This window comes from Candidatus Enterovibrio escicola (assembly GCF_002464935.1).
GTDB classification, from domain to species: Bacteria; Pseudomonadota; Gammaproteobacteria; order Enterobacterales; family Vibrionaceae; genus Enterovibrio; species Enterovibrio escicola.
On record NZ_NBYY01000034.1, the window covers coordinates 73,837 to 93,309 of the forward strand.

15 protein-coding genes and 6 pseudogenes are annotated in these 19,473 nt (G+C 39.7%); 15 read left to right on the forward strand and 6 right to left on the reverse strand.

What is annotated here, in order from left to right; all coding sequences use genetic code 11:
- Window positions 1-99: 99 nt before the first annotated feature.
- Both holA and BTN49_RS11025 read right to left on the reverse strand, forming a co-directional pair.
- Window positions 100-1,128, reverse strand: coding sequence for a DNA polymerase III subunit delta (holA, locus tag BTN49_RS11020; protein WP_097357211.1), 1,029 nt, complete (start codon window positions 1,126-1,128; stop codon window positions 100-102).
- Window positions 1,125-1,793, reverse strand: coding sequence for an LPS-assembly lipoprotein LptE (locus tag BTN49_RS11025; protein WP_223824009.1), 669 nt, complete (start codon window positions 1,791-1,793; stop codon window positions 1,125-1,127). Before BTN49_RS11025 ends, holA begins: the two co-directional genes overlap by 4 nt.
- Window positions 1,794-2,762: 969 nt before the next feature.
- Between BTN49_RS11025 and BTN49_RS14260 the strand changes: the two genes are divergently transcribed.
- The 5 genes and pseudogenes from BTN49_RS14260 (at window position 2,763) to BTN49_RS14270 (ending at window position 5,017) form a co-directional block, all read left to right on the forward strand.
- Window positions 2,763-2,930 (forward strand): hypothetical protein, encoded by a 168-nt coding sequence (locus BTN49_RS14260; protein WP_158523749.1) that lies wholly within the window; start codon window positions 2,763-2,765, stop codon window positions 2,928-2,930.
- A gap of 8 nt (window positions 2,931-2,938) precedes the next feature.
- Window positions 2,939-3,376: a hypothetical protein gene (locus BTN49_RS11030; RefSeq protein WP_097357213.1), complete on the forward strand. Its 438-nt coding sequence runs from the start codon at window positions 2,939-2,941 to the stop codon at window positions 3,374-3,376.
- 194 nt (window positions 3,377-3,570) lie between these two features.
- A pseudogene (locus tag BTN49_RS22675) lies at window positions 3,571-4,219 on the forward strand (IS982 family transposase); the annotation flags it as partial.
- Window positions 4,196-4,405, forward strand: coding sequence for a hypothetical protein (locus BTN49_RS11045; protein ID WP_097357216.1), 210 nt, complete (start codon window positions 4,196-4,198; stop codon window positions 4,403-4,405). The pseudogene BTN49_RS22675 and the gene BTN49_RS11045, both read left to right, overlap by 24 nt.
- Before the next feature lie 474 nt (window positions 4,406-4,879).
- Window positions 4,880-5,017, forward strand: coding sequence for a hypothetical protein (locus tag BTN49_RS14270; protein WP_158523751.1), 138 nt, complete (start codon window positions 4,880-4,882; stop codon window positions 5,015-5,017).
- A 244-nt stretch (window positions 5,018-5,261) separates the two neighbouring features.
- Here BTN49_RS14270 and yfbV read toward each other — a convergent pair whose 3' ends face one another.
- Complete coding sequence (gene yfbV, locus BTN49_RS11050; RefSeq protein WP_097357217.1) at window positions 5,262-5,711, reverse strand: terminus macrodomain insulation protein YfbV; 450 nt, start codon at window positions 5,709-5,711, stop codon at window positions 5,262-5,264.
- 416 nt (window positions 5,712-6,127) lie between these two features.
- On the opposite strand from yfbV, the gene BTN49_RS11055 reads away from it, so the two are divergent.
- The 3 genes and pseudogenes from BTN49_RS11055 to BTN49_RS18450 all read left to right on the forward strand — a co-directional run.
- Window positions 6,128-7,324, forward strand: coding sequence for an acetate kinase (locus BTN49_RS11055; RefSeq protein ID WP_097357218.1), 1,197 nt, complete (start codon window positions 6,128-6,130; stop codon window positions 7,322-7,324).
- Between the two features lie 157 nt (window positions 7,325-7,481).
- Complete coding sequence (gene pta, locus BTN49_RS11060) at window positions 7,482-9,623, forward strand: phosphate acetyltransferase (RefSeq protein WP_097357314.1); 2,142 nt, start codon at window positions 7,482-7,484, stop codon at window positions 9,621-9,623.
- Between the two features lie 159 nt (window positions 9,624-9,782).
- A pseudogene (locus BTN49_RS18450) lies at window positions 9,783-10,266 on the forward strand (transposase); the annotation flags it as partial.
- A 139-nt stretch (window positions 10,267-10,405) separates the two neighbouring features.
- On the opposite strand, the gene BTN49_RS21345 reads toward BTN49_RS18450, so the two are convergent.
- Window positions 10,406-10,564 carry a transposase gene (locus tag BTN49_RS21345; RefSeq protein WP_146679441.1) on the reverse strand — a complete coding sequence of 53 codons (159 nt, stop codon included), beginning with the start codon at window positions 10,562-10,564 and terminating at the stop codon, window positions 10,406-10,408.
- A gap of 98 nt (window positions 10,565-10,662) precedes the next feature.
- Here BTN49_RS21345 and BTN49_RS22680 point away from each other — a divergent pair.
- Window positions 10,663-11,315 (forward strand): annotated as a pseudogene (locus BTN49_RS22680) (transposase).
- A 207-nt stretch (window positions 11,316-11,522) separates the two neighbouring features.
- Here the strand turns inward: BTN49_RS22680 and BTN49_RS11075 are convergent.
- Window positions 11,523-12,149, reverse strand: a complete 627-nt coding sequence (locus tag BTN49_RS11075; RefSeq protein ID WP_097357219.1) for an Hpt domain-containing protein — start codon at window positions 12,147-12,149, stop codon at window positions 11,523-11,525.
- A gap of 1,318 nt (window positions 12,150-13,467) precedes the next feature.
- Here BTN49_RS11075 and BTN49_RS11080 point away from each other — a divergent pair.
- The 6 genes and pseudogenes from BTN49_RS11080 to BTN49_RS11100 all read left to right on the forward strand — a co-directional run bounded on the left by BTN49_RS11080 (window position 13,468) and on the right by BTN49_RS11100 (window position 18,222).
- Window positions 13,468-13,722, forward strand: coding sequence for a transposase zinc-binding domain-containing protein (locus BTN49_RS11080; RefSeq protein WP_097357220.1), 255 nt, complete (start codon window positions 13,468-13,470; stop codon window positions 13,720-13,722).
- Between the two features lie 231 nt (window positions 13,723-13,953).
- Window positions 13,954-14,391 (forward strand): annotated as a pseudogene (locus BTN49_RS21350) (transposase).
- Between the two features lie 215 nt (window positions 14,392-14,606).
- Window positions 14,607-14,768, forward strand: coding sequence for a hypothetical protein (locus BTN49_RS14275; RefSeq protein WP_158523753.1), 162 nt, complete (start codon window positions 14,607-14,609; stop codon window positions 14,766-14,768).
- Window positions 14,732-14,875 (forward strand): annotated as a pseudogene (locus BTN49_RS16475) (transposase); the annotation flags it as partial. The gene BTN49_RS14275 and the pseudogene BTN49_RS16475, both read left to right, overlap by 37 nt.
- 184 nt (window positions 14,876-15,059) lie before the next feature.
- A complete protein-coding gene (locus tag BTN49_RS21355) occupies window positions 15,060-15,272 on the forward strand; it encodes a transposase (protein ID WP_369073704.1) in 213 nt (70 codons plus the stop codon).
- A gap of 1,849 nt (window positions 15,273-17,121) precedes the next feature.
- Window positions 17,122-18,222: a response regulator gene (locus tag BTN49_RS11100; RefSeq protein ID WP_097357316.1), complete on the forward strand. Its 1,101-nt coding sequence runs from the start codon at window positions 17,122-17,124 to the stop codon at window positions 18,220-18,222.
- A 243-nt stretch (window positions 18,223-18,465) separates the two neighbouring features.
- On the opposite strand, the pseudogene BTN49_RS19735 reads toward BTN49_RS11100, so the two are convergent.
- A pseudogene (locus tag BTN49_RS19735) lies at window positions 18,466-19,261 on the reverse strand (IS982 family transposase).
- Window positions 19,262-19,473: the final 212 nt, after the last annotated feature.

Genomic DNA, 19,473 nt, shown 5'->3' on the forward strand with positions numbered 1-19,473 from the left:
TTGCTTGAAGCTTCATTGCTTCTCACCTTATGTAGTTAATTCAGAGGGATTATAACACTGGTGACTGGGAATAGAATACGGTGATGATGTTTTTGACAATCAGTTGATAGGGTCGAGTAGAACCGGATAGCCACACATTTCGATGCAAAGTGCTGTCAACTCAGGCCAAGGTCGACTATCAAAATCAGTTTTAACCATTATTTCAATATTATACAAATGATGAAGCAGTTCTGCAAGTTTCGGTGACGGGAGCCGATGTAACGTGGACACTAAAGTTTTTTGACGTGTTTTCCAGACCCTAAAATGATCAAATATTTTGTCTAGTGGCATGCCTGATACCCATAACTCCTGCATTTTAAAAAGTTGTACGATTTCTTTTTGAATGATTCTGAGCAACAGTGTGATTTCGACGGCTTCAGCTTGGAGTTGCCGAACTATCCGCACAGCTCGATTTACTTTGCCTTCAATCAGAGCATCGGTGAGTTGAAACAGTGTATAGTGGTTGTGGCGAGACAGTGACTCTTGCAACCGGATCAGTGTTAGTGTGCCATCTGGGTAAAGAAATTGGAATTTCATCAGGCTTTGCGATAAGCCTTGCAAGTTGCCTTCGTACCACTGCGCAAGTATTAATACAGACTCATGATCTGGTTTTAAATTGAGGTCACGACATCGAGCTTTGATAAAGTTAGGCATTTGTTGGGCATTCGGTGTATTGCAAGGCACATACAGACCGTTTTTGTGGAATAAAGTGAACCACTGTTTCAATTCTTGTTTTTTGTTTAAACGTGGTCCATCGAGCACTAGCAAAATATCTTGATGAAGATATGGTTTTAAGGCTTTTAGTGCATTCCCTTGAGTAATGTTAAGAGAAGTTTCTGGTAGAATTATAATTAGCACCTGTCTGACCGAAAATAGGCTTAAGGCTTGGCAAATTTCGTAAACATCTTGCCAATGTAACTGATTATCGATAGTGAATCGGTGTTTTTCAATGAACCCCTGTTGTGCTGACGTTTCAAGTATTGATTGCAGTGATTCTTGTTTAAGTAGTAGTTCGTTTCCAAATAATAAATAGGTCTGACATAAACCCTGCGCAAGGTGTCGTCTTAACTGTTCTGGATAGACCCTCATGGGGTTATGTCACTCTCAGTGATTATATTTTTTCCGTCAGTATCGGCTTGAGGTACTATGTGGCTAGAGAACGAGTTTCCTTCCAGTACCTTGGTTTTATTATAAAGATGAGTTTCAATAGTCCGTACTGTTTTATCATCGGCAATACCTTGATACAGTTTACGAAGGTTTTTTTCTTTAATCTCTGTACGTTCAAAGTCTTCAATATATGAGTTTAGGCGAGTGAGTTGTCGCATGATCTGCTTAGCTGCTTCGATCCGCATTTCCTGTGAAAGCATGTCTATTTCTACTGATTTAGCTAACGCAGATAATGGATTATCGAGGTAGGTGCGACTCAGTGTTATGGAAAAAGTATAATTGCTTTTTTTTGGCACCATGACTGTATAGCTAACGGAATAGTTAAATTGCTTCTCTGCTATACGCATGTTTTGGTACAGTGAAAGTGTACTTTCCCTATACGATTCACTGTTAAGGTGTAGGTTGGCGACACCTTCAGCAGGCGGTACAATATCGATACCATGAAAGAGAAGTTGACGTTTAATTTTACGGGTGAGTATCCCATATTTGTCAAAACTGGTTACGGATAGTTTTTGAATTTCATCGGGCAGATTATAGCTGCCTCGAAGGTAAAATCCGCAAGACGAGGTGGCCAACGCGGTCACCATGACTAGTAGGATTCGGAGAGAATGAAATAGTATGCTCACTATGAGTCTCTGTATTAATCTGTAACACTGTTAACCAGTTTGCCAAGTACATATAGCACCTCTCAGATGGTTTTCCATTTGGTTAACCTCATGATACGCTTATTATTCTTTGCGATGTCCTTGATGTCATCTTTAGTCGCATCTTAAACGACCGTAATTTTGGCACGAAGTTTACTATTAACCTGAATAATGATCAACTTCTAGTCTTCGACTATTGCCTCATTATCCCAGACTAGTTATGATTGCGTAGTCAACATTCAATTTACCCAGTGCAATCTACAACTCATTGATAATGTGTGTGTGATTGGATAAAGCATGATGGCAATGGCTTTTAATGCTTTATCATTTCTATTATCCATTATCGTAGCAATCCCTGTGTTGAACGTTTGACGGTGATCAACCTCATCCTCTACTTGAAATGGCTTTGTGTCCTTTTCATTTAACCTAGAAATTTCCTCCCAGAAACTATATGTGGTGGGGCTTAAGGCATATCCATTTCTGTGATAGATTTAGCATGCTTGAACAGATAAAAGGCATGAATGAATTTCAAAGTTATCAAATCGAAACTGCTTCGCTTTAAACATATTTTCACTACGAATTTGGCTATATTCGTATCCAGTCACCACCGCTATGACACCAATTATTAGCATTCATAAATCACTAAGATGCTGAAGTGTGGAAGCTCAGAAAATCTCTTTGCCACTTACCGATTGCTTTGGTTCAAGTTAAGAATAACATAAAGTTAACTTTAATTGTAAGGGGAAAACTTGTCCGTAATGTGGAAAGCGTGATGCACGGGAGAGTATCGTCAAAATAGGCGTCTGCTTGTTTCCAAGAGTAAGCTATCAGCAAGTTGTCTTAACATTGCCTGAGTAACTTCGTATTCATTTCCATAATCACTCCAATCAGAAGCGTTTCTATTCTGGGTTTATGGTCTTGGCGGAAGCCTGCTTATCAGAGTTGATTCAAGCGTACTTTAAGACCGATGCGTATAAAATCGCCGTCATTGTTTTCATCCATACCCATAGTCGTAATGGCAACTACAATCCGTATTTACATGTGATGCTGACTGAAGGTGCATTCTTTTCTTCGAACTAGGATTGGAAATGGTTTCAGCCTTTATCGTTATCTCCGCTACAATTACTTTGGCAAAACACTTACTAAAGTTAATGGAGATTGAGTTTCCGGCGCATCAATATATGATTAGAACCTTATGGACTAATTATCCTGATGGTTTCTCTATGCCCATCCTCGCAATGGTCGTAATAAAAGCAGGCGCTATAACGCGTACCAATGTTGAAGGACAAACGATTAAGCACGACAATCATACAAAAATTCACGATATTCTATCAAGTCAAGAATACAGCGAAGTTATTAAGAGCTCAGGGTACCCCTGTGCAAGATACAATAGCTACTATTCAGGTTGGTACAAGGACGGTGTTGAGCGCAATCTAACTGCGGTACTTTCTAATCAATTACAATCAACGAAAGAACATTCCAGTACTCTGCGTGAAGTTGATCAAACATCTAAACAACTAGATTAACCTGAACTGCGCATAAAAATGAACTAAATACCCAAGTCTCGATCAGCTTGTTTGAAATAAACTCTTGACTGCACAAGGACTTTGGCATGAATAACTTAGACGCTATTTTCGCTATTTTCGCTATTTTCGCTATTTTCGCTATTTTCGCTATTTTCGCTATTTTCGCTATTTTCGCTATTTTCGCTATTTTCGCTATTTTCGCTGTTTTCGCTGTTTTCGTTGATTTCGACGACTTCTGCCAGACTTTCATCCCTGAATGGGAAAAATACCTCATTTCTTCCTGCATCAAAGAAAGAAGCCTCCTCGCCTCTCAGTTAGCAAAGTGATGACGATAGTGATAGCCTTTCATCAATCTGGATATCGAGACTTCAAAACCTATTATATCCACTTTGTTTGCCGCTACCTCACCAATGAATTTCCTGAATTAGTTAGCTACACGAGGATGCTCAAGCTCATGCAAGGTGTTCTGCTTTGCTTTTACCTCGATCACCGTCAGGGATTACCTTCGTTAATTCGTCTAAGCTGCAGGTTTGTTACAACCTACGCATTCTTAGACCTCATGTTTTTAAAAGTAACGCGAAGCGAGAAAAAGGAATGATAGGGTGGTTCTACGGTTTCAAATTACACCTTATTATCAATGACTAATGTTGCATTATCTCAGTCAAAGTGACGACGGATAACATGGATGATAGAAAACCTGTATCGGAAATGGCTGATGAACTTTGGGGTGTTTATACGGAAATAAAGGTTATATTTCTGGTCCATTGGAGCAGGAACTTGCAGACAAGGGAGTGACACTAATAACGGGTGTAAAAAAATATGAAACTCAAAGTGATGAAACTGGTCTGTTTGCGCCTGTTGATTGATCTTGCCAGATCAACAACCAACAAGGAATACACCGCATTGGACAATAATCATTACGTTACCGAGCTTCATAAACTAGAAAACTCACTTAATGCACTGCTGCAACAAGACCCACAGCAATTGTTGGCTCAAGCTATAAGAAGCCGATGTTCAATCCTTGCTTGATAATTTTACATCACAAAGTCCCAAAATCTGTTCAACCCAGAATGAAAGAATCGCTTCCCGATATCTAGACGGCGAAGACACAACAAGAGGCACATAAAACCTTCAGACAGTTCGAAATACGATATGGTGCTAAATATCCCAAAGTAGTGGAGTGCCTGAAAAAAGACGAGATGGAAATGCTGGCATTTTACGATTTCCTCACCAAGCACTGAATACATATTCGACCGACAAACCCCATTGAATTAATGTTTACAACGGTGAGGCTAAGAACGAACAAAAACCAAGAATTGTGTAAGCTGAAAAACAACACTTGCAATGGCCTGCACACTAACACGAACCGATTGAGGTTAACTGGCGTAACCTACGAGGCTTTAAATTACTCGCGGATATCCACAAAGGAGTGAAATTTAGAGATGGTATTCGTGAAAGAAATATCAATCATCAGGACACTGTTCTGGAATCTGTACACTAGATTTGACCATAGTTCTTGGTGAAGAACTGGCGAATATGAAAGCAATAAACAAAGTCATAAGACTCGGCGTACCTGTTCATCAGCATGTTCATCAGCATACAAATTTAGATTGTAAAAAAATTTTGAGCCTAGCATTATAGGCCGAATTTAATCAACAACGCCGTTATGAGGTATTATTAAAAACGGCGAACATATGTTCAATCAGTTAGTTTACGTCTAGAAAATAAGTTCTTCATGGTTACAACTCCTGTTAGGACATATGATATCTGTAGTAGTAGACACTTAGATTACAAGTCATACTAATAAACCATTTAACTTATTGAATACATAACTTACCTAAGTATTCATAGGATAGCGGAATATTTCGGAATATTTGTGGAAAACTTAAAACCAGTGATCCACTGAGCTTTTATCCAACTGTTTGAAAGCACGATTCAGAGTTTGCGCCAATTCTTTGTAACGAGGACGACTTCTGATTGGTTGTAATACACCCCCTTCGCTGATAACTTTTTCGTGAAGTGCACGATACCAACCAGCTAGATCTGGTGGTAACAGTGTATCACGACGTTGACCTAACCACCACAAACTTTGTAATGGCATGCTTAAAGCAAAGAGTGCCGTTATCATTGCCTGAGGTAACCCAGAGTAATTGTTAAACGCTATTTGCACGAAAACACTGATTATTGCGACAGCAGGCATCACTTTTATTGCAAACTGCGTTACAACAATTACTCTGTTTTCCGGAAAAATAAAAGTTAACTCTTTCCGAACAGGCCATTCTGTCATGTACATGTTTCCATCACGGAAGCTGTTCCATATTGTTTTTTTACTCATACGGCGTTACCTCTCTCATGATTTTACTGTTTTGCCAGCTACAATATTACTGCAAATTCTCAACGGAAGTTGAATAATATTCATTCAAGATAATTACTTGGTTAAAAGTTTTTGTTATCTGTAACAAGTATCGCTATCCTTTAGCCGAATCATGTCAATTGTTGCTCGGATTTGATTATCTCGCAACCATAGAAACACCATATGGATAATCAGGAGCAAAATAAATCACCAATGAAGGTAGACTGACGGACTGTCTGTATGACGTTTTACGTTGGTATCGTAGACTGATAGATGATGTTGCTATTACTTGAAAACATTTAACTTACTGCTTAGGTAGGAGAATAGCCACAACTTTGCCAATATCCTTCTCCCGTTAACCAACACTCTCAATTGTACATTTAATAGGTGGTATCAAATTGTCTAAGCTGGTTCTTGTTATTAACTGCGGTAGTTCATCGCTGAAATTTGCTATTATTGACGCTCAAACAGGCGATGAGCACTTAAATGGTCTTGCTGAATGCTTACACTTGCCAGAAGCTCGTATTAAGTGGGAATTGGACGGTAAGCACAAAGCTAAGCTCAGCGAAGATGCTGCACATAAAGAAGCTCTGAGCTTCATCGTTGACACCATCCTAGCCTCAAAGCCTAAACTAGCACAAAAATTATGCGCAGTCGGTCACCGAGTTGTTCACGGTGGCGAGCAATTCACTGCTTCAGTTGTAATTACGGCCGAAGTACTAAAGGGAATTCAAGAGTGTTCAATTCTTGCTCCTCTTCACAATCCTCCAGCCCTCGAAGGTATCAGTGCAGCACAAGCTGCGTTTCCAGCGCTTAAAAACGTAGCAGTATTCGATACCGCGTTTCACCAGTCTATACCTGAAGAAGCATATTTATACGCACTACCATACAAACTATACAAAGAAAATGCTATCCGTCGTTACGGAATGCACGGGAGTTCTCACCTGTTTATCACTCGCGCTACCGCAAAAATTCTGGGTAAAGAAGAGAAAGATATAAACATCATCAATTGTCACCTAGGTAACGGAGCGTCAGTATGCGCGATTAAGAATGGTCAGTCTGTTGATACATCTATGGGTTTAACGCCACTGGAAGGTTTGGTCATGGGTACTCGTTCAGGTGACATCGACCCAGCAATAATTTTTCACCTGCACGATGTACTAGGATACAGTATTAATAAAATCAATACCATACTGACCAAAGAGTCAGGACTGTTAGGTCTGACTGAAGTGACGTCTGACTGCCGTTTCGTTGAAGAGAACTATGGTCAGAAAGAAGAAGCAACTCGTACAATGAACGTATTATGTCACCGGTTGGCGAAATATATTGCAGGTTATACTGCATGTCTGGAAGGCCGTCTGGACGCAATCGTATTCACTGGAGGTATCGGAGAAAACTCGGGAGCAATCCGTGAGCAAGTTCTGAATCGTCTAGGTTTGCTAGGTATTGAAATAGATCAAAAGCATAACATGGAAGCACGGTTTGGTAATGAAGGTGTTATCACTACTGATAACAGCCGTATACCTGTGATGGTTATTTCTACAAACGAAGAACTGATTATCGCACAAGATACTGCGCATCTGTCTACATTTTAAGGGTTAATTCAGGATGCTATTTACGGCTAGTTTCTCTGATTAGCCGTCATCAGTTTGATGATGTTGTTTGTCAAATTAAACACATTTTAAGGAGCTGCCAATCATAGGTTATGCTCCTGCCGTAGTTAAAGAGGAATCAACCGTGTCCCGTACTATCATGATCATTCCAATCGGTGCTGGTGTAGGCATGACGAGTATCAGCCTCGGTGTACTGCGTGCATTGGAACACACGGGTGTTCGTGTTTCGTTTTTTAAACCGATCGCACAATCCCGTCACGGCAGCAATCAACCAGACTTGACTACCGCTATTATAGAATCAAACAGTGACATGAAAGTAGCCTCGCCACTAAGCATGTCGAGTGCTGAAAAACTGATTCGTACCGACAAAACTGACGTTTTGATGGAAGAAATCATAGCACGTTTTCAAAGAGCGATCGCAAATACGGACGTGACAGTTATTGAAGGTCTGGTTCCAACACGTAACCACCCGTTCGCGAACCAAGTGAACTATGAGATCGCAAAAACTTTGGACGCTGAAATCGTGTTCGTTGCAAGACCAAGTACTGATAATTTAGCACAATTAAAAGAGCATATTGAGATTGCAGTATCTAACTTTGGAGGTTCCAAGAACAAGTACATTGCTGGTGTCATCATCAATAAACACAATGCGCCTGTCGATGAACACGGACGGACTCGTCCAGATCTTTCTGATATTTTTGATGGACCGACAGCTGCAAGACCAACCAACGTGGAAGTGATGGAGATTTTCAATACTAGTCCAATCCGCGTACTAGGTTGTGTACCTTGGAGTATTGATCTAATCGCGACCCGTGCAAGCGATCTCGCTGCACATCTTAACGCAGAAATCATTAATGCAGGAGAAATTAAGACTCGTCGAATTAAGAGCGTCACTTTCTGTGCGCGCTCTATTCCGAACATGGTTGAACATTTCCGTCCAGGATCTCTGCTAGTCACATCAGCAGACCGTCCTGACGTTATCGTTGCAGCTTGCTTGGCAGTTATGAACGGTCTAGAAATTGGTGCACTGCTACTAACTGGTGGTTACAGTATGCCTGAACAACTTTATGGTCTATGTGCACGGGCGTTTGAATCTGGCTTACCCGTATTCACCACCAAAGGTAACACTTGGCAAACGTCTCTACACCTTCAAAGCTTTAGCTTAGAGGTGCCTTCTGACGACAAAGAACGTGTTGAGTTTGTTAAAGAACATGTTGCCAGCCACGTCGATAGTCACTGGATTACGTCTCTGTCTGAGGGATCTACCCGCGAGCGTCGTCTCAGCCCACCAGCATTCCGTTACCAGTTGACTGAACTTGCACGTAAGGCATCAAAGCGTATCGTACTGCCTGAAGGTGATGAACCACGTACCGTGAAAGCGGCTACGATCTGTGCTAAACGTAAAATTGCGGAGTGTGTACTTCTGGGCAATCCAGAAATCATCAAACGTGTTGCAGAACAGCAAGGTGTCACACTGGGTGATGGTATAACAATCATCGATCCAGATACCGTACGTGAGAAATACGTTGCACGTCTGGTTGAATTGCGTAAAAACGCAGGTATGACCGAAGTGGTTGCGCGTGAACAGCTGAAAGATACAGTGGTACTAGGTACCATGATGCTTGAGTCAAATGAAGTATCTGGTCTGGTATCTGGTGCAATTCACACCACAGCAAACACTATACGTCCGCCACTGCAAATCATCAAAACTTCACCTGGTTCATCTCTGGTGTCTTCTGTATTCTTCATGCTGCTACCAGAGCAAGTACTAGTCTACGGTGACTGTGCGATTAATCCAGATCCAAATGCAGAACAACTGGCTGAAATTGCAATTCAATCTGCAGATTCTGCAAAAGCATTCGGTATTGAGCCGCGCGTAGCAATGATCTCATACTCTACTGGTACTTCTGGTCAGGGTGTAGACGTTGAAAAAGTACGCGAAGCGACGCTGATAGCACATCAGAAGCGTCCTGATCTGATCATTGACGGCCCTTTGCAGTACGACGCAGCCATCATGGAAAATGTAGCAGCTTCTAAAGCACCTAACTCCCCAGTAGCAGGTAAAGCAACGGTATTCATCTTTCCTGACCTGAACACTGGTAATACCACCTATAAAGCAGTACAACGTTCTGCAGAACTAGTGTCTATCGGCCCAATGCTGCAGGGAATGCGTAAGCCTGTTAACGACCTATCACGTGGAGCGCTGATAGACGATATAGTCTACACCGTAGCACTGACTGCCATTCAAGCGCAACAAGCTGAGGATACGGCATCGGAGTAAATTTTGAACTTATTGCTATAAATAATCGTTCTTTTGAAAAACCCTAAGCGAGATGCGCCGGCTTTTTTATTTACACTTCCTTAGGGCGTTGTTTCCAAAATATCTGAACTAATCGCAATTCCTAAGATTAGATTATCATGAAATTAAGCGGGAAAGGTATGCCATTGTCTAAAGCATCAAGGTCATCGTAGCTATGGATTTATATTTTCGTATACCGTGATTGAAGCGGCACTGATGGTAAAAGGTATTTTAAAACTCCCAGTTCGTGAATTAGAAGGCTTTCTCAATTCGGTTCTTACGTTGATGAATGTTCCGCTGAAATTCTCTACATATACTCGTAGTAGTAAGCGTTCTAAGAACGTAAAAGTTAAGTATCGTTTGCTAAGTCGAGGAGTTTTCGCCCACGTCTTTATTGATGACACAGGCCTAAAGGTATACGGTTAAGCTGAATGAAAAACGCGTAAACACGGTAAGGAAAAGCGACATATCTAGCGAAAACTTCATCTCCCAGTTGATATGTCTACTCATTAGGTTATTGCTACAGAGGTTAGCACAATTTTTGTGGGTGGATAATGAGGTTTTACCTACATTGCTTAACCCATTACGACGAAAAATACAGCAAGTTAGTGCTGATGGAGCCTATAGCTAGATAAAAATAAATTAGCATAATCCATATGCTGATAAAACAGCTCGTCAATGGAACAGCGCTTTTTTCTTCTTTTAGACTTTACCTCTGCCCATTTATTCTCTATTGGGTTAAGATCTGGACAGTAAGGAAGAAGCTACTCTAAAATACAACCACGAGCTTCAATTGCTTCCAGTGTGTCGATACGCTTATGAAAACTCGCATTATCCATAACAATCACAGCTTGCTCTGGAATTTTCGGAAGTAAATCTTGTTCGATCCATGCGTGAAATACCTCTGCATTGACGTTTCCAATTACTAAACTAACCTGAGCTACGGATAAGAAATGAACTAAATGCCAAAGTCGCGATCAAATCCTTTGAAATAAACTATTGACTGCCCAAGCACTTGGGCATGAATAACTTAGATGCCGTTTTCATCAATATCGACGACTTTTGCCAAACTTTCCTTCCTGCAGGGAAAATATCTAATTTCTTCCGGTATCAAATAAAAAAACAGGCTTTCTCGCCTCTTATGTTAGCGAAGTGATGACGATAGTGATAGCTTTCCATCAATCTAGGTATCGAGATTTCAAAACTTATTACATCCACTTTGTTTGTCGCTACCTCACCGACAGGGATTGCATTTGTTGATTCGTCCAAGTTACAGGTTTATAACAACCTACGCATTTTCAGACATCAGACTTTTAAAGGTACCGAGAAGTGAGGAAAAGGAACGAGGGGTGGTTATACGGAGATAAAGATTATATCTCTGGTCCATTGGAGCAAGAACTTGCAAATAAGGGAGTGACACCTTAAACAGGCATAAAAAATATGAAACCCAAAGTGATGAAACTTTGAAACCGCCTGATGCTCCGGAAACGATTTATGATTTAAGCCATTTTTGACCAACTAAAAAACATATCCAGAATCAAGAATTCTCAGTACCGTAGTTGTATCAGCTTTATGGTCAACTTGCTGGCGGAGCTTATCGCGTATTCATTTAAACCAAAGAAGCCGAGCATCAAGATGACTCGGTTTGATAAGCAAGCGCTTATGCAGATCTGAGGTTAATTACCCCATTTCACGGGGATTTAATGACGAAATTAGTATACCTCTGCCTTCCAGTAGGACTGGTTTGATGACACCATGCCCTGTATTATCTATTTTTGATGGGTCTCACTACACCTACAAATGGATGCCTTGGTCCTGATATCAGTAAAAACCGTTGAAATCTCCATCTTTACGTTATTTTGGTATGAGGTGATACCTAAATCATTCCGCCTTCTTTTTTAAAGCAATTAGGTATTCTTCTGCTATCACGAAATCAAATCGATTCACTGCATCTTTTAGATTCTTGAATTCATCCAATTGATTGCACCATCGTGGCAAAACCTTTGACAATAAAGTGAGTGTATGATGAGCTCCTATGTCAAAATTCCGCAGATTCACTTGCAACGCATCGAGCTGCTGCATTAAATCAGCCTCGAGCGGTCTAATTTTTTCCTCCGAGACTAATATTTCTTCAACAGTAACATGACTCAGAATCTCATCGAATCTGACAATTGCATCAGTAATCATAGTTTGCAGAACAAGAACGTCACATTCAGATACGACATCCCCAGCGTTATATTTCTCTTCTAACACATCTGCCATAGCGGAAATTTCGCCAGCACCAATATTGCCCCCTGCTCCTTTGCATGAATGCGCGAGGATAGCTTTTTCTCCGTTATTGTCAAGTGTCAACAATTGTTCCATCGCCGATACCTGTGATGTAAGAAACAGCGACAGTATTTCTAGATACTTTGCTTTATTTCCTCCAAATCTCTTCATACCCTCATTGAGATTAATACCAGGAATATTATCTACCATAAGGTCGAACAGGGTGTCATTGTATTCCATTTCTTCCCTCCTTATATAACGAGCTTACTCTTCGTAACTACCCTCAATGGCCATCTCTTTGATTTCCCTAACATTCTCCGTATTAGCTCTGTCAACAAAGATAGCAATAATTTTTTCTACCTTTTGTTTCCTCATTGATACCCACTTTAATTTTTCTTGTTTGTATTTACAGACTGTTTTACTATCTTTAAACACAGTCCTCTTAATCTAATTCGTTATGTTAGGTTAACTCTAAAATCAGAACGTGTGAACGTTATTTCATCGGCACTTATTTCAACACATTAAAATTAAAAGGTTAGGAAAGATGGTAATTCTTATTCCAGTAACGCTTTCAATATTTTCACTGGTTTCATAACCGTGGGTTACGAATAGATCTATGAAAATATAAATAGGCTAATCAGTTGTTTGTGATCTAAAGAATCAACATGATGACACTTACAGAAAAAATCAGTGAAAATAGGATCTCTAAGCTAACTATTACTCCTAAAAAAGTATTGGGAGGGCTAACACCTTTTGCTTGCTAGCATATTCCTCTTATTTCTTAAATCCATGCCTTCTTCACAAGAGTTGTGTAGGAAAACATGAACACAGCCACATTCACAACTTTAGCTAAAATATAAGAGTATTCAGATGTAAATACATCCAGTATATCGTGATGATTATGCCGTAACTGGCAAACTAGCACCATGATACTATCAACCTATCAACCTCTAACCATATCAACCAATGACGGCCTTCTGTGGATAAAGTGCCGACTTGTATCGAGAAGAGATTTTATGTCCTTAATTAGGAGCCGTTGATCTCTGCTGTACCAAAGGCGTTTTCTACTAAATCTAGATGCTTATATAGGAATAAGTTTATACTGTTTTTATTGATATCTCGCCTCTGAGTTAGCGAAGTGATGACGATAGTGATAGCTTTCCATTAATCATGGTATCGAGACTTCAAAACCCATTACATCCACTTTGTTTCTCGCTACCTCACTAACAAATTTCCTGAATAAGTGAGCTACACGAGAATGCTCAAGCTCATACAAGATGTTATTTTAACTAAGAATTTCCTCCAAGAAACTATATGTAGTAGAGCTTAAGGCATGTCCCTTTCTATGATATATTTAGCATGCTTAAACATATAAAAGGCATGAATGAATTTAAAAGGTATCAAATCGAAGCTGCTTCGCTTTAAACGTATTTTCACTACAAATTGAGCCATATTCGTATCCAGTCATCCCCGCTATTACACCGCTTATTATCATTCAGAAATAGCTAAGATACTGAAGTGTGGAAGCTCAGAAAATGGCTTTGCCACTTACTAATTCTTGGGTTGCGGTCAAGGGCAACATAAAGTTAATTTCAGTTGTAAGGGGAAAGCTTATCCGCAATGTGGAAAGCGTTCTGCACGAGAAAGTATGGTTAAAATAGGCATCCGCCTATTTCCTAGAGTGAACTGTCGGCAAATTGTCTTAACATTGCCTGAGCAACTTCTGATTCCTTTCCATAATCACTCCAATCAGAAGCCTTTGTATTCTGGGTTGATGGTCTTGGTAGAAGCCTGTTTATCAGAGTTGATTTAGGAACACTTTAAGACCGATGCGTGTGAAATTACCGTCATTGTTTTCATCCATACCCATAGCCGTAATGGCAACTAAAATCCGCATTTACATGTGTAACTAGCTGAAGGTGCATTCTTTTCTTCAAACTAGGATTGGAAATCGTTTCAGCATTTATCGTTATTTCAGCTAAAATTACTTTGGTACAAACACTTACTGAAGTTAATAGAGATTGAGTTTCCGGCACGGAAATATGTGATTAGAACCTTATGGACTAATTATCCTGATGGTTTCTATACCCATCCTAGCAATGGTCGTAAAAATAAAGTCCCACGCAAAAACTACCAAGGGTTAATACAATACCTAACCAACTATTTGTCATACCCACCGATAGGCTTATCTAGGATAGTTGGGTATGATGGTCATCAAGTCAGGTATTACTATCAATCACATAAAACGAAGTTGAAAACTAATGAGACAGTGGATGCTTAGGTATTTGTTGGCAGGCTGGTTCAGCCTATTCTTCCTAAAGAATTTCAACGAGTAAGATATTATGGCCTTCAAGCGACAGCGCGCTTTAAGAAGGGGTATGGAGTGATAGCGAGGGCAGCAAGAGACTTGGTAGATGCAATGATGAGCTACACCAAACGTATCAGCTATTGTAGAGCTTTTCCAAGAGGTAGCAGGTCGTAATCCCTTAAAATGTATGTTTTGTGGGAGAAGGATGAAATTGGTTAGGCTCTCCCACCCAAATCATGGTGTATTCTTCGATTTATTTGCTCCCGATAGTGGTTAATTGATATGGTTTTTGTTTTTTCACTTAGAAATCTCCTATCAGAAACTATATGTGGTCTTAACTCTTCTCGAGTACTATACATCAGCATTAATGCGGTTGTCCTCGTTCCGCTTTGCTCTTCACTCACCGTCAGGAAAGGTTGACAGGGATTGCCTTCGTTGATACGTCCACGCTACAGGTTTATCATAACCTCCGCATTCTCGGATATCAGGTTTTTAAAGGTACCGAGAAGCGAGGAAACAATTTATTATTGAAACCATTTTTGACTAACTAAAAAATATATCCCAAATTGAGCATTCTCGGCACCCTAGTTGTATCAGCTTTATGATTAACTTGCTGGCGAGACTCATCGCGTATGCAGATCTGAGATTACTTATATGAAAGTGGGTTTGCCCAGAGTATGCCTCAAACGCAGGGTTACTCTGAAAAAGGAAGTCAATATTATGGAGTTCATGATTGGTGCTCGAAAGAAAGAGTTAACGACATTTATGCTATCATTAATCCTACGTTTCTAACGCTTAGCTTAGTAATTATAAGCCTCAATGCTGAGGTATTTCACGCATAGATCGAACAAGATTTACTTCCGAAAGTACCAGAGGAAGCTATGATTTTTATGAATAATTCAAGTTTTTATAAGCGTATCGACACACTGGAAGCAATTGAAGCTCCTAGTTGTACTTTAGAGTGGCTGCCTCCTTACAATCCAGATTGTAACCCAATAAAACATAAATGGGCAGAGGTGAAATCTATTAAGAAGGAAAGATCACTGTTCCATTGACGAACTGTTATATCAGCAGGTGGATTATGCCAATCTACTTTGATCTACCTATATCTGAATGACGTGCTGACATAACCTTTGGCAGCAACTATCGTATTGACTTCGATAAGATGGTCTAATAAGACTGTTTGTATGAATCCTATTGTTCTTTTCCTTCTGGTAATTTAAAGTGGATAGGTAATCCGCCATTAATCTACGGCAAGATAAATTTTTGTCGAATTAGCGTTACAGTTTTTTCCTATTTGCTCATAGTTTGGAATTGTTATCCAGTACTGTGTTCATATTCTCGAACAATTGAACCATCAATAAAAACCCATTCGAAGGCAGTCATTTTAGATGATTTTATAAAAATCCTTCCTAAAATATATTTTTATATACTAAAAATTAAATTGTCGATACGTACCACTCCACTCTCAAAATTAACGTGGTAAATTACACCATGGAATATCAGTTCGCATCCGATAGAAAATACCATTAAAAGTCATTCCCTATTCTGGTTTATCATAAACACGACCCATGCCCTTCATTAGTTATGAGTGACAGTTCCCAGCGATTATCAGTTAACATGGTTTTAGGCATGGTGTTGTAGATTAGGTTACTTTGGTGAAGTGATTACGCTCTCCGTCAGATGAAAGGTACAACCTATCGAAGAGCCAGCCATACTAACGTACACTATCCGCATTCTTTTCTGATATGGAGATGTCCATACCCCATAAACAGTTAAATAACAACCATCTGTTTTATATTGAACAACGATTGACTGCGGCTTATTCCTTTAACCAAATTGCTAAAACATTTGGTTGTACTTACCCCACTATCAGCCGATAAACCAAGTGTCATATCCCAGACAATTTTCACGGAGTGTACTGTCTATCTTGCATCAGGTAAGGCCAAATAAACCTACTTCAACGCCACGAACAGGCTAGTTTCAAGTGGCATTTCAGAGGGAACTAAGATGTTCATTGAGGAACGTCTCAGCACGCATAGGACATCCGATGTGATTAGCGTCAAACAAATGATCAAGCATGATGAGATACTCAGTGAAAGCACTATTTACCGGTATATCTGGCATGACAGGAATAATAGATGAGCGCTATACAAAGATCTTCCCCTTCATTAAATACCCTACAAAATTAAGATAAGCAGCGATGATAAGGTAAAGATAAATAACCTTATTGTCATTAAGCAACACCATGACATTACTGACGAGAAAACCTAATTTTATCATTCCGAAATTGACACTGTCGTCGGGATTTAGCAAAGGTATTTTTTGATTGCAGTGGTTGATAAAGTCAATACGCTCTGCTGTATCAGCAAAATGCCCAATAAGTAGGTAGGTACTGTAGTGGAAATATTTTTGAGATTATGAATTCCATCTTTTATAACTTTAGAATTCTCACGTCAGATAACGGTATAAAGTTCGCTGGTTATGAGGAGGTTCTAAAATTAAAACCGCTAATTTCTATTTTACCAGATTTTATCTGCTCAAGTGATCGGAGGCTGAATGAGCATACAAATAATCTGATAAGGAGATTTTAACTCAAAGAAAATAACTTCAATGAGGTTAGTCATGAGGAAATTACCAAGATAAAATATATCCTCAACACACATGGTAGAACAACTCTTTGGTATTGTTCACCTAACGATGTTTTTTAGAGTATTTGAGGGCAACTTAAGATATAACACCTGTAAATTTGACATAGTGGAAGGCGTTATAATGCTTCACTATTTTGTTCAAAAAATACGCATTAAATATCAACATACCATAATTATGGAAGCACAGAATTGGATCAATATAAATTGTAGACCTAGGATTATAGTACGTAGGAAGTTAATTGAGATCCCTTGGATGTTGTCAACAGAAAATTATTTGAAGAAACGCCCAACCATCTTAGTCGTCGATGATACCCCCGAGAACTTGGCTTTCATCAGCGAAATATTGAAATATAAATATGAAGTAAAGGTCGCGATAAATGGCAAGACGGCATTAACTATTGTTGATAGATTTTCTATTGATTTAATATTGCTTGATGTCATCATGCCAGGTATGAATGGCTATGAAGTATGTCGCCAGATCAAAGCGAAAAAAAACGGGCATAGCATCCCAGTTATCTTTTTGACGTCAAAATCAAAAGCCAAAGATCAAGAGTTTGGTTTCTCTGTTGGCGCTGCAGATTATATAAATAAACCTATGAGCCCGCCCATCACCATGGCGAGGATCAATATTCATTTAGAGAACAAGGCGTCAAGTGATTTCCTCCATGACCAAAATGCATTTTTAGAAACAGAGGTTCAACGACGAGTGAAAGAACTCAGCGTCATTCAAGATGTCACCATCAATGCGTTAACAGGCCTAGCTGAAACACGTCATAAAGAAACAGGTAATCACATTGTACGTACCCAGTATTACGTCAAGATACTCGCTGACCAACTATATTTACATGGTAAAGACCCTAAGATTGTGACACAGGAATACATCACTATGGTATTTAAAACAGCTCCTCTCCACGACATAGGTAAAGTAGGCATTCCTGATTCCATTTTACTCAAACCAGGAGAGTTAACCACTAAAGAGTTCGAGATTATGAAGTCACACGCCAAACTAGGTTATGACGCAATTGTTAAGGCTGAATATGAGGTTGATTCAGAATACCCTTTCTTGAATTCGGCAAAAGAGATTGCGCTAGGGCACCATGAAAAATGGGATGGTTCTGGGTATCCCTCAGGTTTGAGTGAGGAGGATATCCCTCTCAGTGCTAGATTAATGGCCGTCGCTGATGTGTTTGACGCACTCGTCAGCAAGCGAGTTTACAAAGAGGCCATGACACACGACGAAGCGTTTGAGATTATCAATGAAGGCCGTGGTACTCATTTTGATCCTTTACTCGTAGATATCATGTTTGAACGAAGAAATGACTTTATACACATCTCCGAAAAATACAAGGATTAGCTCGCTAGCCAAATACCCACAATTATCACTGATTATCAAGGTGCTCGTAATTTTATTCATCAAAATGCACGTAGACACTTCTTGTGGGCAATTAGGCCACGTTCAGCCTCATTAGAGCAAGTGAAACGGTTCCAAAAGATATAAGGATACAAATTGCAGAAAATATTGATTAAAGAATACGTAAAATAATTCTGATACTAAAAATCAAGCACCTTCAATAATTTGATTTTTCTTTAATTAACCTCAGACCTGCATAAGCACTTGCTTATCAAACTTAGTCATCTTGATGCTCGACTTCTTTGGTTTAAATGAATACGGGATAAGCCACACCAGCAAGTTGCCCATAAAGCTGATACAACTAGGGTGCCGAGAATGCTCAATTTGGGATATGTTTTTTTCCGCCCGTTATTAGTGTCACTCCCTTGTTTACAAGTTCCCGCTCCAATGGACCAGAGATATAACCTTTATCTCCGTATAAAGACCCCCAAATCTCGTCAATCATTTCCGATATAGGCTTTCTATCATCCACGTTAACCGTCGTCACTTTGACTGAGATAATACCAACCTTGGTCATTGACCATAGGGTGTAATTTGAAACCGTAGAACCACCCCATCGTTCCTTTTCCTCGCTTCGAGGTGCCTTTAAAAATCTGATGTCTGAGAATGCGTAGGTTATGACAAACCTGTAGCTTGGATGAATCAACGAAGGCAATTCCTATCGGCCTTGTTTGACGGTAAATGAGGTAAGGCAAAGCGAAACCAGAACACCTTGCATGAGCTTGAACATCCTCGTGTAGCTAACTAATTCAGGAAATTCGTTGGGGAGCTAGCGGCAAACAAAGTGGATGTAATAGGTTTTGAAGTCTCGATACCCAGATTGATGGAAAGTTATCACTATCGTCATCATTTCGCTAACGAAAAGGCGAGAAGGCTTGTTTCTTTGTTTGATATCGGAAGAGATTAGGTGCTTTTCCCATGCAGGGAGGAAGGTCTGGCAGAAGTCGTCGACATCGACGAAAACAGCGTCTAAGTTATTCATCCCCAAGTCCTTGTGCCGTCAATAGTTTATTTCAGACGACCAGATAGCGACTTTTGAATTTAGTTCATTTTTTATGTGCAGCTCAGGTTAATTATAATTATATCGCCTTCCGTTAGGTGAAATACACAATTTATCGGAGAGCCAGTCAGACTGAAATACACTCTCCGGATTCTATTTTGATATAAAGATTTGCATGATCCATAAACGATTAA